A 14,206-nucleotide genomic window follows, 5' to 3' on the forward strand; every position below is an offset into this window, starting at 1 on the left:
TCCTCGAGCTGGAGGAGGTAGTGGTCGAGGTGGCGCAGGGTGTGGTCCTTGACGGCGGCGCCCGCTGCGCGGAGTTGGGGCCAGTCGGCGAGTTCTGCGATGGCTCTGGCGCGTTTGTCGCGGATGGTGTGGGTGGCGTGGGTGAGGTTCGCGCGGAGCTGGGTGTCCTTCGTGGACGAGGCGGCGGCCTTCGGGAACGACGGCAGACCCAGATACGTACCACTCATCGGACCACTTCCTGCCGGTAGGGCTGTTCCTCGGTGGACGCGAGGATCTCCGCCAGATGTACGGCCCGCAGGTCGGCGTCCTGCCGCCGCAACAGACCGTCCAGGTGCATCAGGCAGGAGTTGTCCGCGCCGCACAGCACCTGCGCGCCGCTGTCGAGCGCGTGCCGCACCTTGTCCTCACCCATCGCGGCCGAGACGTCGGGATTCTTCACGGCGAAGGTGCCGCCGAAGCCGCAGCACTCCTCCGCACCCTCCAACTCCCGCAGCTCAAGCCCCTTCACGGCTTCCAAGAGCCGCCGGGGCCGCTCACCGAGCCCCAGCATCCGCAGCCCGTGACAGGACGGGTGATAGGTCACCGCGTGCGGGAAGTACGCGCCCACATCCGTCACCCCCAGCACGTCCACCAGGAACTCCGTGAGTTCGTACGTCTTGGGCACGGCGCTCGCCGCCGCCTCGGTGAGTCCCCGGTCGCGGCTCTCGGCGACGGCCTTGGCGGCGATCCGCGGGTAGTTGTCGCGCACCATGGCCGCGCAGGAGCCGGACGGCGTGACCACGTGGTCGTAGGCGTCGAAGGCGGCGGCGTAGCGGCGGACCAGCGGCTCTGTCTCGTGCCGGTAACCGGCGTTGAACTGGGGCTGTCCGCAGCACGTTTGGGCGGCGGGGAAGTCCACCTCGACGCCGAGCCGTTCCAGCAGGGTGACGACGGCCCGCCCGGTGTCCGGGTACAGCAGGTCGTTCACGCATGTCACGAAAAGCGCTACGCGCATGTCTCCTCCGCGCCGCGCCGCGGCAGGCCGTGCGACTGACGATGACCCATGGCGCTCATACTGCCGCAACGGCGTGACGCGGGGAAGCGAGACATCCGATGTTTATCGGAATCGGTGGCCAGAGCGGCAGGCGTGCCGACGACCGGAGCGGCGGACAACGCGGAGCGCCGCCCCTCCCGGGACGGTCGGTAAGCATCAGGCGTCCCCGTGGGTCGCAGGGGACAACTCGCGTTCAGTGCACGCGTTCGAGCGAACGCTCGCTCGTGGGTTCGGCTGTTCGGGTGGCCAGGAAGGCGCGGATCTCGCGTACGGCGCTTCGCCCCGCCCGGTTGGCGCCGATCGTGCTCGCCGACGGGCCGTAGCCGACCAGGTGGATGCGGGGGTCCTTGACCACGCGGGTGCCGTCGAGCCGGACGCCGCCGCCGGGCTCGCGCAGTTTGAGCGGGGCCAGGTGGTCGAGGGCCGCGCGGAAGCCGGTCGCCCACAAGATGACGTCGGCGTCCAGCGTGCGGCCGTCGGACCATGCGACGCCGTCCGGGGTGATCCGGTCGAAGACGGGCTCGGGCCGCAGGACCCCGCGCACCTGCGCGTCGCGGATCGCGTCGGTCGCGGCCAGCCCGGTGACGCTGACGACGCTCTGCGGCGGCAGCCCCCGGCGCACCCGGTCCTCGACGAGGGCGACCGCGGAACGTCCCCACTCCTGGTCGAAGGGCGCGCTGTGGAAGACCGGCGGGCGGCGGGTCAGCCAGGTGGTGCGGGCGACCTCGGCCAGCTCCATCAGCAGCTGCACCGCCGACGTACCGCCGCCGACCACCAGGACGTGCTTCCCGGCGAATTCCGCCGATCCCCGGTACTCCGCCGTGTGCAACTGCCGCCCGAGGAAGGTCTCCTGGCCCGGGTAGTACGGCAGGAACGGCCGGTCCCAGGTCCCGGTCGCGTTGATCAGCGTCCGCGTGGACCACACACCCGCGTCGGTCTCCACCCGCAGCCGCCCCGCGACCCCCTCCCGTACGGCGGTGACGTCGACCGGCCGCCGGACATCCAGGTCGAACTCCCGCTCGTAGCGCGCGAAGTACTCGCCGACCACCTCGGCGGACGGCCGGTCGGGGTCGGCGTCGCCCAGCGGCATACCGGGCAGTTCGTGTACGCGGTGCGCCTTGCCGTAGGTGAGCGACGGCCAGCGGAACTGCCAGGCGCCGCCCGCGCCGGGGGAGTGGTCGAGGACGACGAAGTCCGTGCCGGACCGCAGCCCCGCGCGGCGCAGGAAATACCCGGCCGAGAGCCCCGCCTGCCCGGCGCCGACCACGACCGTCCGCACGTCCCGCACGCCGGACACGTCCGGCCCGTCCGCCGCGTCACCCAAGTCGTTCATGTTTCACCCAACGGTGAGGGCGAGTGAAAGCTTCCCCGCGCGCGGGCGGCCGGGGACGCGGGAGACGTCGGTGTCCGGGCGGGCGGCGGTCTGCCAAACTGTCTGCGTCGCGCAGAGAAGCGCGACGGCACGGGCGCGGGCCTCCACGGCCGCGCGGAACCACGCAGGAGGCACCATGGCGCGGACCGACGCCCCCACCGGCCGCCGCTCCGATCTGCTGTCCGAGCTGTCCGTGGCCTCGCGCCACTACACGGCGTCGTACGCCCTGTTCAACCAGGCGCTCGCCGACTACTTCGGGCTGCACCCCACGGACGTGCAGTGCCTCAATCTGCTGAGCCTGGAGTCGCGCCCGGTCACCATCGGGCGGATCGCCGAGCTGACCGGCCTCACCACCGGCTCCGCCACCCGGCTCGTGGACCGGCTGGAACGCGCGGGTTACGTGGTCCGTGAGCGGGACACCGAGGACCGGCGCCGGGTCATGGTGACCACCGTGCCCGACCGGATGGCGGACTTCGGCCGTGTGTGGGGCGGCCTGAGCGGCGGCTGGTGGCGGATGCTCGACTCCTACGACGACGACCAACTCGCGCTCCTGCTCGCCCATATGCGCCGCACCGTCGACCTGAGCACCGCGCAGATCGCGCGGCTGCGGGCGGGTGACGTGGCCGACCCCGGCGGCGCGGGCGAGGAGCACAGGGGCGCCGCCGGGGCCTGATCCGCCGTACCCGCTACGGGCGGGTGAAAGCGGCGGCGTTCTCCGCCGCCCAGGACGCGAAGGTGCGCGGCGGACGCCCGATCAGCCGTTCAAGAGTGTCGGTCACCTCCGTGGGCGTACCGTCGAGCGCCTTCCACCAGTCGAGCAGCGCCTCGGCGAACGCCTCGGGCAGATGCTCCGCCGTCTCCGCCCGCCATGCCTCACGGCTGACCGGCACGGCGGCGATCGGCTGTCCCGTGGCGTCCGCGAGCACGTCGACCTGCTCGGCGAAGCTCAGCGACTCGGGCCCCGTCAGGTGGTACGTCCCGCCGCGCACACGGGAATCGGTGAGCGCCGCACAGGCCGCCTCGGCGAGATCGGCCTCGTGCACGGGGTCGGTGTGGGCGCCGGGATACGGCAGATTCACCGCGCCTGACGCCTTGATGGGCCACGCCCACTGGAGGGCGTTGGCGGCGAAGGCGCCGGGGCGCAGCACGGTCGAGGCGATCGGTGAGGCGGCGAGCGCGGTCTCCACCTCCAAGTGGTGCCGGGCGATCGGGTCCCGCTCGGCGTCGGGCTCCATGACGCTGGCGGACGAGAGCAACACCACATGCCCGACCCCCGCCCGTTCCGCCTGCTCCAGGAACGCGCCGATGTGCGACGCCTCGGCGTAGAGAAACACCGAGTCGACCCCCGCGAGCGCGGCGGGGAAGCCGGACGGGTCGTCCAGGCTCAGGGCGGTGGTCCGCACCCCTTCCGGCGGTTCGACCTCCTCCGGCTTCCGCGAGGCGACGCGTACGTCGGCGCCCCGGTCGTGAAGGAGCGCGGTGAGGGCGCGGGCGACGCGCCCGCGGCTTCCGGTGATGAGGACGGTCATGGCGGTGTTCCCCGTTCGTGGAAAGGACTTGGGAGCGGGTGGCACAAGGAGCCGTGCGGCCGACGGAAGGTCGGAGGGAGCAGTCGTGGCGAAAACTATGCGCCACGAAGAATCTGTGTCACGCAGATAAATATGGGCGTCATCTCCAGGGCTGTCAAACGGATCGGTGACAGGGCGCCGGCGCGCGACGGACCCGCGCCGCCGCCGCGATCCGAGGAGCGTGCGCCGCCTCAGGGGGCCGGTGTGCGGGCCGACGGACCCGTGACCCCGGCCGGGGCGGGCATGCGCGGTTCCGAGGCCCAGCGCCGCAGCCGGGAGACGCGTTCCGCCGCCTCCTCCAGCCGGGACAGCGGCAGGTCGCCGTCGGCGACCGCGCGGGCCGCCGCCGTGTGGATCGCGTCGTGCACACCCGCGCCGCTCGCGGGGCCGAGGCGCACCAGGTCGACCCCGGCGATCCAGGCGAGCACGGCCGCGCCCGGCACGCCCCAGCCGTCGACGATCGACGGCGCGTCCAGGGTGTCGCTGACCACGACCCCGCCGTAACCCAGCTCGCCGCGCAGGATGCCGGTGACGGCCGGGCCGCTGAGCGTGGCGGGCAGACCGTCCTCGCCGGGTACCGGGGAGCGCCCCGCGGTGATCGCGCGGACACCGGCCGCGGCCCCCTCGGCGAAGGGCCGCAGGCTGCCCGTACCGGTGAACGGCCCCAGCGCGGCGGCCACTCCGTGCGTCTGGAGGTCGGTCACGAAGACCCGCGTCTCGTCGGCGCGGGTGCCGGGCCGTACAGCGAGGTGCAGATTGGCACCGGCCGCCATGAGTTCGGCCGCCGCGGCGCTGCCGCCACCCGGCCGGTGCGGCTCCGGGTGACCGGTGAGGGCGTCGGGGAGCGCCGCGCGCAGCGTGTCGGACGCCTTGCGCGCCGCCTGGCCGCGGGCGTGCACCGCGACGCCGGGGGTGCCGCGTTCCAGGCCGCGCAGGATCCAGTCGGGAAGTCTCTCGTCCGCGCCGTCGACGGCGGGCAGCAGGCACGAGTCGACGAGCACGGCGAGCCGGTGCAGCGCGTTCACGTGGTGGTCCCCCTTCGGGGCGCGACAGAGGCGGATGTCCCGAGCCCCGGCGATATCCCGAGGCCCGCCGAATGGTACAGACCAATGCCCGGAGGCGGCAATCACCCCAGGTCCGCGTCCCCCCGGTGACGCCCGCGCCCACAGCCGGCCCCACGGCCGCGGACCGCTCAGCGGCCCCCGGACAGCAGCAGCGGCGCCCCGCCCGGAGCGGACGGCGGGCGGCCGTTGGCGGCGGGCACGGCGGACAGTGGCGACGGAAGGGCCTCCAGCAGACCGCGCGCGGCCAGTTCCGGCATGACGCCCTCGCCGAACCAGTACGCCTCCTCCAGGTGCGGATAGCCGGAGAAGATGAAGTGGTCGATGCCCAGCGCGTGGTACTCCTCGATCCGGTCGGCGACCTCCGCGTGGGCGCCGACCAGCGCCGTGCCGGCGCCGCCGCGCACCAGCCCGACGCCCGCCCACAGATTCGGCGAGATCTCCAGCTTGTCCCGCTGCCCGCCGTGCAGCGCCAGCATCCGCTGCTGGCCCACCGACTCGCTGCGGCCGAGCGCCTGTTGGGCCGCGGCGACCGTGTCCTCGTCGAGGTCGGCCAGCAGCCGGTCCGCGGTCGCCCACGCGTCGCGCGCCGAGTCCCGCGCGATGACGTGCAGCCGGATGCCGAATCTGACCGTACGGCCCTCGGCCTCCGCCAGCCCCCTGATCCAGTCGATCTTCCGCTTCACCTGCTCGGGCGGCTCGCCCCAGGTCAGATAGACGTCGGCGTAGCGGGCTGCGACCGGCCCGGCCGCCTGAGAGGAACCGCCGAAGAAGATGTCGGGGCGGGGCTCGGGCGGCAGCGCCACCAGCCCGCCCGCCACCTGGTAGTGCTCGCCGTCGTAGTCGAACGGCTTGCCCTCCCACACCCCGCGCACCACCGACAGGAACTCCGCGGTGCGCGCGTACCGGCTGTCGTGGTCGAGATGGTCGCCGAACCGCTTCTGCTCGGTGGAGTCGCCGCCGGTCACCACGTTGAGCAGCAGTCGCCCCCGGCTGATCCGCTGATACGTGGCCGCCATCTGCGCCGCGAGGACCGGCGAGATCACCCCGGGCCTGAAGGCGACCAGGAACTTCAGCCGCTCGGTGTGCTGGGTCAGCGCCAGCGTCGTCAGCCACGCGTCCTCGCACCACGTACCGGTCGGCGTCAGCACCCCCTCGAACCCCAACTGGTCGGCGGCGCGCGCGATCTGGGCCAGATACTCGATGTCGGGGGCGCGGATGCCGGAGACCGGCGTGATCCGGGAGCGCTTCACGCCTCCGTCGGTGTAGACGTGGCGGTCCACCAGGGTGCGGCCGTCGCCGCCGGTGGGCAGGAACCAGTGCAGGTGTACGGACATCGGGCGGACGCCTTTCGATGGGCGGGATCCGGTGCGGTCCGGCGGGATCCCGGCGCGCGGCACGGGAGGTCCGCCGGATCACCGCGGGGACGTCCCGAGGGGACCGGCGGGGCCGGAACGCGAAGAAGAGCTACGGAAGCGCGGGGGAGGGGAAGCGGCGCGAAACGTCAGCGACCGCGACAACACGCGGCAGACGCCACCCGCAGGAGGTCGATGTGACCACGCGAGGTGAGCATGCAGGGACGCGGCATACAACGACGGTAGTCACGCGTCCGTCGGCAGGTCAACGCCGTCTCACCTCGCGGATGGCGGCTGATCGCGGCGCAAGCCGCCCGCCGGGCCGGAGCCCGCCCCCCCGCCGCCGGGCACGGGACCCCGGCGACCCGCCGCGCCGACACCCCCGCCGCCCCGCGGAATTGAGTGACCATGGACGTATGGCCGACAACCTCACCTCACGCGTCATCGACATCGCGACCGGCTCCAGCGAGACCGTCCACGACCTCACCGACGCCTGCGCGTCGTTCCTGCGCGAGGCGGCGGCCGGGCGCGACGGGCTGCTGAACGTCTTCGTGCCGCACGCCACCGCGGGCGTGGCCGTCATCGAGACGGGCGCGGGCAGCGACGACGACCTGCTCGCCGCGCTCCAGGACCTGCTCCCCGCCGACGACCGCTGGAGCCACCGCCACGGCAGCCGCGGGCACGGCCGCGACCACGTACTCCCCGCGCTCGTCCCGCCGCACGCCACCTTGCCGGTACTGGACGGCCGCCTGGAACTCGGCACCTGGCAGTCGGTCGTCCTGGTGGACACCAACGTCGACAATCCGCGCCGCCAGGTCCGGCTGAGCTTTCTGGGCTGACCGGCGGGCGCTCGCCGAGAAGCGCTGACCCGCACGCCGCGCCGACCACCTGGAGCGCCGCCACATCCCGACGCCCCGACACGCATCGCGCCAGTCATATCCGCCTTTTGCGGCGGATATGACTGGCGCGATTTCCGAAATACCGCGATGTGTTGTACCTGGGCGCTCCGCTTCTTCTGACGGGATATCACGTGTGGTGTTGACCGTTGGTGAAGGCATGCGGAAAACTCGGCACGGCTAATACGGGGCGAGTAATATACGAAGGCGGTAGAAAGCGGTGCGGCGGCGACGATTCCTGGGCTTAGCGGCGGTCGGTGGCTCGATGGTGCTGGCGGTGACCACCCTCGGCGCGTGCGGGAACACCTCACCGCGGAGCAAGGCCATCACCCTGCACGTGGTCGCCACCGACTACAGCGGTCTGAAGACCGCGAGTCCGGTGGCCCAGACCTGGAACAGCCTGGCCCGCTCGTTCGAGGAGCGGAATCCGAACATCACGATCGACGTGCAGTTCGTGCCCGTCGCCGACGCCGACGCGCAGGTCGCCACCATGGTCGAGGACGGCCAGGCGCCCGATCTCGCGCAGCTCGACTCCTTCAGCGCCTTCAGCGACGGCAAGCAGCTCTACAGCGCGGACGAACTGTTCCCGATCAGCATGCAGTCCGCCTTCGTCCCGTCGCTGACGGACGCCGGTTCCGTCAACCACGTGCAGTACGGCATCCCGTGGGTCGCCTCCACCCGGATGTTCTTCTACAACAAGAAGCTCTTCGCCCGCGCGGGCATCACCCGCGCCCCGGAGACCTGGGCCGACATCAGGCGCGACGCCGTCAAGCTCAAGGAGCACGGCGTCCCGGTGCCGTACGGACTGCCGCTCGGCCCGCAGGAAGCGGAAGCCGAGACCATGATGTGGATGATCGGCAACGACGGCGGCTACACCGACAACGTCGGCTCGTACAACCTGGACTCGGTGCGCAATGTCGACGCCTTCGTCTGGCTGAAGAAGAACCTCGTCGACGCCGGTCTCGTCGGCCCCAAGGACCCGGCCAGGACGAGTGTCAGCGATGCCTTCAGCGACTTCCTCGCGGGCCGCACGGGGATGCTCAACGGCCATCTGACGCTGCTTCCCTCCGCGAAGGCGGCCGGAATCGACATCGGAGTGGCGCCGCTTCCCGGAAGGACGGGCCCCAGTTCGCAGGCGCTCGGGAACGCCGACTGGATGATGGCCTTCCGGCAGAAGGGACACCGGGAGGCCGACGCCAAGTTCCTCCAGTACATATACAGCGAAGAGAATTTGTTGAAATTCCAACAGGAGTACAAGTTGCTCCCGGTCACGGTGAAAGTCGCGGAAACGGTCAGGATGGATCCGCGGTACCGCGATCTCGTGCCATTCATGAACCTGCTGTCGGACGCGGCGTTCTATCCCGTCGCCAAGGCGTCCTGGGCCCCGGTCAGCGCCGAACTGAAGAAGGACATCGGACAGGCCGTGCACCGCGACCCCAAGGTCGTACTGGCCGGCCTCCAGCGCGACGCCCAGCGCAGCGACGGCGCCAGGTAGTCCGAGGAGCGGACGAGGGCGCCGCCGCTCGGCCGGTCAGGCGCCCAGCACCTCCGCCAGGTCGTACCCCACCGGCTCCTCCAACTGCGCGTACGTGCACTCCGCGGCCTCCCGGTCCGGGCGCCAGCGGCGGAACTGCGCGGTGTGGCGGAACCGGTCGCCCTGCATGTGGTCGTAGGCCACCTCGACCACCCGCTCGGGGCGCAGCGGGATCCACGACAGGTCCTTCTTGCCGGTCCACCGGCTGGGACCGCCCGGCAGCCGGTCGGCGGCCTGCGCCTCCTCGCTCGCCCACTCCTGCCACGGATGGCCCTCGACGGACGCCATCCGCAGCGGCTCCAGCTCCGTCATCAGCGCCTCGCGGCGGCGCATCGGGAAGGACGCGCAGACGCCGACGTGCTGAAGCATCCCCTCGGCGTCGTACAGACCGAGCAGCAGCGAGCCGACCACGGGACCGCTCTTGTGCAGCCGCATCCCGGCCACCACGCAGTCCGCGGTGCGCTCGTGCTTGACCTTGATCATGACGCGCTCGCCCGGCCGGTACGGCAGATGCAGGGGTTTGGCGACGACCCCGTCGAGACCGGCGCCCTCGAAGCGGGAGAACCACTCCTTGGCCGTGTCGATGTCCTGCGTGGCGGGCGCGGTGAACACCGGCGCCGTCGCCTCCCGCAACGCCTCCACCAGCACCTCGCGCCGGTCCCGCTGCGGCACCGGCAGCAGCGTCTCGTCGCCCACGGCCAGCAGGTCGAAGGCGACGAAGGACGCGGGCGTCACCTCCGCCAGATGGCGGACCCGGGACTCCGCCGGATGAATCCGCTCCAGCAGCGCGTCGAAGTCCAGCCGGCCGCCCCGCACGATGACGATCTCGCCGTCCAGCACGCAGCGCGGCGGAATCCGCTCCCGCAGCGCCTCGACCAGCTCGGGAAAGTACCGGGTCAGCGGCTTGCCCGAGCGGCTGCCCAGCTCGATCTCGTCGCCGTCGCGGAAGACGATCGCCCGGAAACCGTCCCACTTGGCCTCGTAGAGCATGCCGGGCGGGACGGCCGCGGCGGACTTCGCCAGCATCGGCCGCACAGGGGGCATCACCGGAAGGTCCATGCTGGTGATTGTGCGCGGCCCCGCCCGGGGGCGCCCGCCGACGGGCGCCGCCCGGCCGTACGGCCTAGCGTGGTCGCATGGCCGAGACGCTGGAACTGACCGTCGGCGAGCGGGCCGTCCGGGTGTCCCACCCGGACAAGGTCTACTTCCCGCAGCGCGGATTCACCAAGGCCGACCTGGTGAGGTACTACCTCAGCGTCGGCGACGGCATCCTGCGCGCGGTCAGGGATCGGCCGACCACACTGGAGCGCTACATCCACGGCGTGGAGGGCGAGTCCTTCTTCCAGAAGCGGGCCCCGAAGAATCTGCCCGACTGGATCCCCACCGCCCGGATCGCCTTCCCCAGCGGCCGGTACGCCGACGAGATCTGCCCCACCGAGACCGCCGCCGTCCTGTGGGCCGCCAACCTCGGCACCTTCACCTTCCACCCCTGGCCGGTGCGCCGCGCCGACACCGACCACCCCGACGAACTGCGCATCGACCTCGACCCGCAGCCCGGCACGGACTACGGCGACGCCGTACGCGCGGCGCTCATGCTGCGCGAGGTGCTGGACGGACTCGGCCTGACCGGATGGCCGAAGACCTCCGGCGGACGCGGCCTGCACGTCTTCGTGCCGATCGCGCCGCAGTGGACCTTCACCCAGGTACGGCGCTCGGCCATCGCGATCGGCCGCGAACTGGAGCGCCGCGCGCCCGACCGGATCACCACCGCATGGTGGAAGGAGGAGCGCGGCGAGCGGATCTTCGTCGACTACAACCAGACCGCGCGCGACCGCACGATCGCCAGCGCCTACTCCGTACGGCCGTTCCCGCACGCCCCGGTCTCGGCGCCGCTGCGCTGGGACGAGGTGAGCAGCGCCGTGCCCGAGGACTTCGACCTGGGCACCATGCCGGGGCGGTTCGCGGAGGCCGGCGACGTGCACGCCGACATGGACGAGCACGCCTTCCGGCTGGACGCGGCGCTCGAACTGGCCGACAAGGACGAGCGCGAGCACGGCCTCGGCGACCTGCCCTACCCGCCGGAGCACCCCAAGATGAAGGGCGAGCCCAAGCGGGTGCAGCCGAGCCGCGCCAAGAAGGCCGCGTCGGACAGCGACGCGGACGGGTAGCGACGCGAAGCGGTGGCCTCCGGCCGCGCGATTCAGTCGAACGTCTCGACGTACTCCTCGGTCGGCCCCAGCTCCGGCCGGTCGCGCAGCTCGACGCGGTCGCCGAAACGCTCCAGCTCCAGCACCGTGACGGTGTTCTCGCCGGCCGTCAGCAGCGGCGCGGGCACGTAGAGGGTGACCTGCGGGCCGATCTCCCAGTACCGGCCGAGCAGCGTGCCGTTCACCCAGGCGAAGCCCTTGCCGAAGCCGGGAAAGGCCAGGAAGGTGTCGGCCGGGGCGTCCGCCGTGAACCGGGCGGTCGCGAAACCCGCGCCGCCGGACGGCGGGGCGACCGACGGCGCGCGCTCCACGTCGGCCGCGGGCCATTCGTCCAGCGGCAGTCCGTGGACCGACCAGTTGTGCACCAGGCGGCGCTCGACGCGGACCCCGCCGAGGATGCCCTTGCCCTGGCCGAGCAGCGGACCGTAGTTGATCCGGCCCTGGTTCTCGACCAGGAGTTCCAGCAGTACGGGCTCGCCGGCGCCCTCGACGGTGAGCGAGCCGGTCTCCCGGTCGAGCACACCGGCGGGCGCGCCGTCCACGAAGACCTGGGCGCGGTCGTGCAGCCCGTGCACGGTGATCTCCCGCGGGCCGCGCGGCAGACGGGGGCGGGCGCGGTAGAGCACCAGCCCCGAGGGCTGTTCCAGCTCCTCGAAGCTCAGCGGATGCGGGGACGCCACCGGCCGCGACAGCGCGGTGAGCGCGTCCAGCAGACCGGCGCCCCGGACCACGGGCAGCGCGCGAGCGGTGAGCGGCGGCGCGGTCGCGGGCAGCGGCCGGGAGGCTTCGGCCGCGCCGGTCACCGCGAGCAGCCGGTCGCGCAGGGCGAAGAACTTCGGGCCGAGGCCGCCGTGTTCGGCGACCGGCGCGTCCGAGTCGTAGCTGGTCACGGTCGGCTGGAGCCTGTCGCCGTCGTGGTTGGCGCCCGCCCACAGGCCGAAGTTGGTGCCGCCGTGCGCCATGTAGACACTCACCGAGCCGCCCTCGTCCAGGATCTCGGCGAGCGTGGCCTCGGCGCTGTCGACGGTCCGGATGTGGTGCTTCTCGCCCCAGTGGTCGAACCAGCCGTTCCAGAACTCGGCGCAGACGAACGGCTCGCCCGTTCTGCGCGAGCGCAGCAGTTCGGCGGCCTGCGCGGCGCGGGACCCGAAGGTCGCCGTGGTCAGCGTGCCCGGCAGGGCGCCGCCGTCGAGCATCAGGTCGGTCGGGCCGTCCGCGGTGTAGAGCAGTTCGGTGATGCCCCGCTCCACCAGCGCGTCGCGCACCCACGCCACATAGCCGTGGTCGTCGCCGTAGCTGCCGTACTCGTTCTCCACCTGCACGGCGACCACCGGCCCGCCGCGGGCCGCCTGGAGCGCGGCGACGCGCGGGATCAACGCGTCGAACCAGCGCGCCACTTCGTCGAGGAAGGGCCGGTGCGAGGAGCGCAGCCGCATGCCGGGCGTCCCGGTCAGCCACGCGGGCAGGCCGCCGTTGTCCCACTCGGCGCAGATGTACGGGCCGGGGCGCACGATCACGTCCAGGCCGGTGTCCCGCGCGAGCGCGACGAACCGCTCGATGTCGCGCGGGCCGTCGAAGGACGGCCGCCCCCGGCGCGGCTCGTGGAAATTCCACGGGACGTACGTGTCCACGGTGTTGAGCCCCATGGCCGCGAGGCGTTCCAGCCGGTCGGCCCACTGCTCGGGGTGGACCCGGAAGTAGTGCAGCGACCCCGCCAGGACGCGGTGCGGCTGCCCGCCGCGCAGGAACGTGCCGTGCGGATACGACAGCAGGGGCGCGGGTCGGCCGTTGGCGTCCGCGGGTGCGGTGGTGGTCGGAAGGCTCACAGCACCGAACTGTCGCACAGATTGTTATCGATGCCAACGCGGTGCCTTCAGCCGGTCCGGGGCGGGACCACGAGCTGGAGAGTGCCCCCTTTGGGCGGGTGCGACCGCTATCATCGGCGGCAGCGGATCAGCCGGAAGGGACCCATGAAGAACCAGAGCGCGCGCGACGCCTCCCGTCCGCCCGGCATGGCGGATGTCGCACGGGTCGCCGGGGTCTCCGCGCAGACCGTCTCGCGGGCCCTGGCCGGTCACCCCAATGTGCAGGACACGACCCGCGCCAAGGTGCTCGCCGCCGTCGACCAGCTCGGTTATCGCAGGAACAACGCGGCGCGCATGCTCTCCTCCGGCCGCAGCCGCACCATCGGCGTGGTCACCCTCCAGACCAGCTTCTACTCCCGCACCGCCCTCACCCTCGGCATCGAACGGGCCGCTCAGGAGGCCGGTTACGCGGTCAGCACCGCCACCACCGCCTCGCTGGACACCTCCGCCATCGAGAGCTCGATGCTGCGGCTGGCCGACCAGCACGTCGAAGGCGTCGTGCTCGCCGTTCCGCTGATCCATGTGAGCCGCCAGATCGAGCAGCTCACCAGCGCCGTGCCCACCATCACCGTCGACGGTTCGCGCACGTCGGCGACCGAAGTGGTCGCCGTCGACCAGTCGGCGGCGGCGCGGCTGGCCACCCGGCACCTGCTGGACCTGGGCCACGAGACGGTCTGGCACGTCGCGGGACCCGGCGAGTGGCTGGACGCGGCGAGCCGGTCGCAGGGCTGGCGCGCGGTGCTCGAAGCGGAGGGCAGGACGGTGCCGCCGGAGCTGACGGGCGACTGGTCGCCCGCCTCCGGCTACCGCAACGGCCTCATCCTCGGCCGGATCCCCGACGTCACCGCGGTCTTCGTGGCCAGTGACGAGATGGCGTTCGGCGTGATCCGCGCCCTGCACGAACTGGGCCGCAGGGTGCCGGAGGACATCTCCGTCGTGGGCGTGGACGACATCGCGCTCGCCGAGTACTGCTCGCCCTCGCTGACCACGGTGGCCCAGCCCTTCGCCGAGATGGGGGCGCTCGCGGTCTCCCACCTCATGCGGTACATCGCGGACCCGGACGCCACCTTGGAACCGGCCTCCGTGGAGCCGACGCTGGTCGTCCGCGCCAGCACGGCGCCCGCCCCCCGCTGACGGTCAGGCGCCGGCCGACGGCCTGAGGGCGTCACCGCGCGCGGGGGAGTACGTACCCCTGCCGTCCGTGCCGCCGCCTGTCCGCGTTCCCGGACCACACCGGCCGCACGACCGCCCGATATCGGCCGCTATCACCTGTGCAAGAAGCTCTGTCTGGCTCTGGTGTTATCGATGCCATCGC

The 14,206-nt window shown here is 72.3% G+C and carries 12 protein-coding genes and 1 pseudogene; 5 read left to right on the forward strand and 8 right to left on the reverse strand.

All coding sequences use genetic code 11. The features are described 5' to 3' along the window. The 3 genes and pseudogenes from ABZX65_RS24305 to ABZX65_RS24315 form a co-directional block, all read right to left on the reverse strand. Positions 1-227, reverse strand: a pseudogene (locus tag ABZX65_RS24305) ((4Fe-4S)-binding protein); the annotation flags it as partial. Further along, positions 224-994, reverse strand: coding sequence for a (Fe-S)-binding protein (locus tag ABZX65_RS24310; protein ID WP_355343693.1), 771 nt, complete (start codon positions 992-994; stop codon positions 224-226). The pseudogene ABZX65_RS24305 and the gene ABZX65_RS24310, both read right to left, overlap by 4 nt. A 232-nt stretch (positions 995-1,226) precedes the next feature. Beyond that, positions 1,227-2,366, reverse strand: a complete 1,140-nt coding sequence (locus ABZX65_RS24315) for an NAD(P)-binding domain-containing protein (RefSeq protein ID WP_355343696.1) — start codon at positions 2,364-2,366, stop codon at positions 1,227-1,229. A gap of 175 nt (positions 2,367-2,541) precedes the next feature. Between ABZX65_RS24315 and ABZX65_RS24320 the strand changes: the two genes are divergently transcribed. After that, a complete protein-coding gene (locus tag ABZX65_RS24320) occupies positions 2,542-3,078 on the forward strand; it encodes a MarR family transcriptional regulator (protein ID WP_355343699.1) in 537 nt (178 codons plus the stop codon). 13 nt (positions 3,079-3,091) lie between these two features. On the opposite strand, the gene ABZX65_RS24325 is transcribed toward ABZX65_RS24320, so the two are convergent. The 3 genes from ABZX65_RS24325 to ABZX65_RS24335 all read right to left on the reverse strand — a co-directional run bounded on the left by ABZX65_RS24325 (position 3,092) and on the right by ABZX65_RS24335 (position 6,371). Beyond that, positions 3,092-3,934, reverse strand: a complete 843-nt coding sequence (locus ABZX65_RS24325) for an NAD(P)H-binding protein (protein WP_355343702.1) — start codon at positions 3,932-3,934, stop codon at positions 3,092-3,094. 230 nt (positions 3,935-4,164) lie between these two features. Beyond that, on the reverse strand, positions 4,165-4,998 hold the full coding sequence (locus ABZX65_RS24330) for a glycoside hydrolase family 3 N-terminal domain-containing protein (RefSeq protein WP_355343705.1): 834 nt from the start codon (positions 4,996-4,998) through the stop codon (positions 4,165-4,167). Between the two features lie 167 nt (positions 4,999-5,165). Then, a complete protein-coding gene (locus ABZX65_RS24335; protein WP_355343708.1) occupies positions 5,166-6,371 on the reverse strand; it encodes an LLM class flavin-dependent oxidoreductase in 1,206 nt (401 codons plus the stop codon). 434 nt (positions 6,372-6,805) lie between these two features. Here ABZX65_RS24335 and ABZX65_RS24340 point away from each other — a divergent pair, with 434 nt between their 5' ends. Both ABZX65_RS24340 and ABZX65_RS24345 read left to right on the forward strand, forming a co-directional pair. Next, positions 6,806-7,228 (forward strand): secondary thiamine-phosphate synthase enzyme YjbQ, encoded by a 423-nt coding sequence (locus tag ABZX65_RS24340; protein WP_355343711.1) that lies wholly within the window; start codon positions 6,806-6,808, stop codon positions 7,226-7,228. A 322-nt stretch (positions 7,229-7,550) separates the two neighbouring features. Then, positions 7,551-8,780, forward strand: a complete 1,230-nt coding sequence (locus ABZX65_RS24345; RefSeq protein WP_355343714.1) for an extracellular solute-binding protein — start codon at positions 7,551-7,553, stop codon at positions 8,778-8,780. Positions 8,781-8,816: 36 nt separating this feature from the next. Here the strand turns inward: ABZX65_RS24345 and ABZX65_RS24350 are convergent, their stop codons facing one another. Continuing rightward, positions 8,817-9,878, reverse strand: coding sequence for an ATP-dependent DNA ligase (locus ABZX65_RS24350; RefSeq protein WP_355343717.1), 1,062 nt, complete (start codon positions 9,876-9,878; stop codon positions 8,817-8,819). A 77-nt stretch (positions 9,879-9,955) separates the two neighbouring features. Here ABZX65_RS24350 and ligD point away from each other — a divergent pair, with 77 nt between their 5' ends. Then, positions 9,956-10,987: a non-homologous end-joining DNA ligase gene (ligD, locus tag ABZX65_RS24355; RefSeq protein WP_355343720.1), complete on the forward strand. Its 1,032-nt coding sequence runs from the start codon at positions 9,956-9,958 to the stop codon at positions 10,985-10,987. Between the two features lie 32 nt (positions 10,988-11,019). Here the strand turns inward: ligD and ABZX65_RS24360 are convergent, their stop codons facing one another. After that, on the reverse strand, positions 11,020-12,852 hold the full coding sequence (locus tag ABZX65_RS24360) for a glycoside hydrolase family 35 protein (protein WP_355343723.1): 1,833 nt from the start codon (positions 12,850-12,852) through the stop codon (positions 11,020-11,022). A gap of 144 nt (positions 12,853-12,996) precedes the next feature. On the opposite strand from ABZX65_RS24360, the gene ABZX65_RS24365 reads away from it, so the two are divergent. Further along, entirely contained in the window at positions 12,997-14,025 is a 1,029-nt protein-coding gene (locus ABZX65_RS24365; protein ID WP_355343726.1) for a LacI family DNA-binding transcriptional regulator, read from the forward strand. The last annotated feature ends 181 nt before the right edge of the window (positions 14,026-14,206 follow it).

It is taken from the genome of Streptomyces sp. NPDC003300 (genome assembly GCF_040610915.1).
Lineage (GTDB): Bacteria > Actinomycetota > Actinomycetes > Streptomycetales > Streptomycetaceae > Actinacidiphila.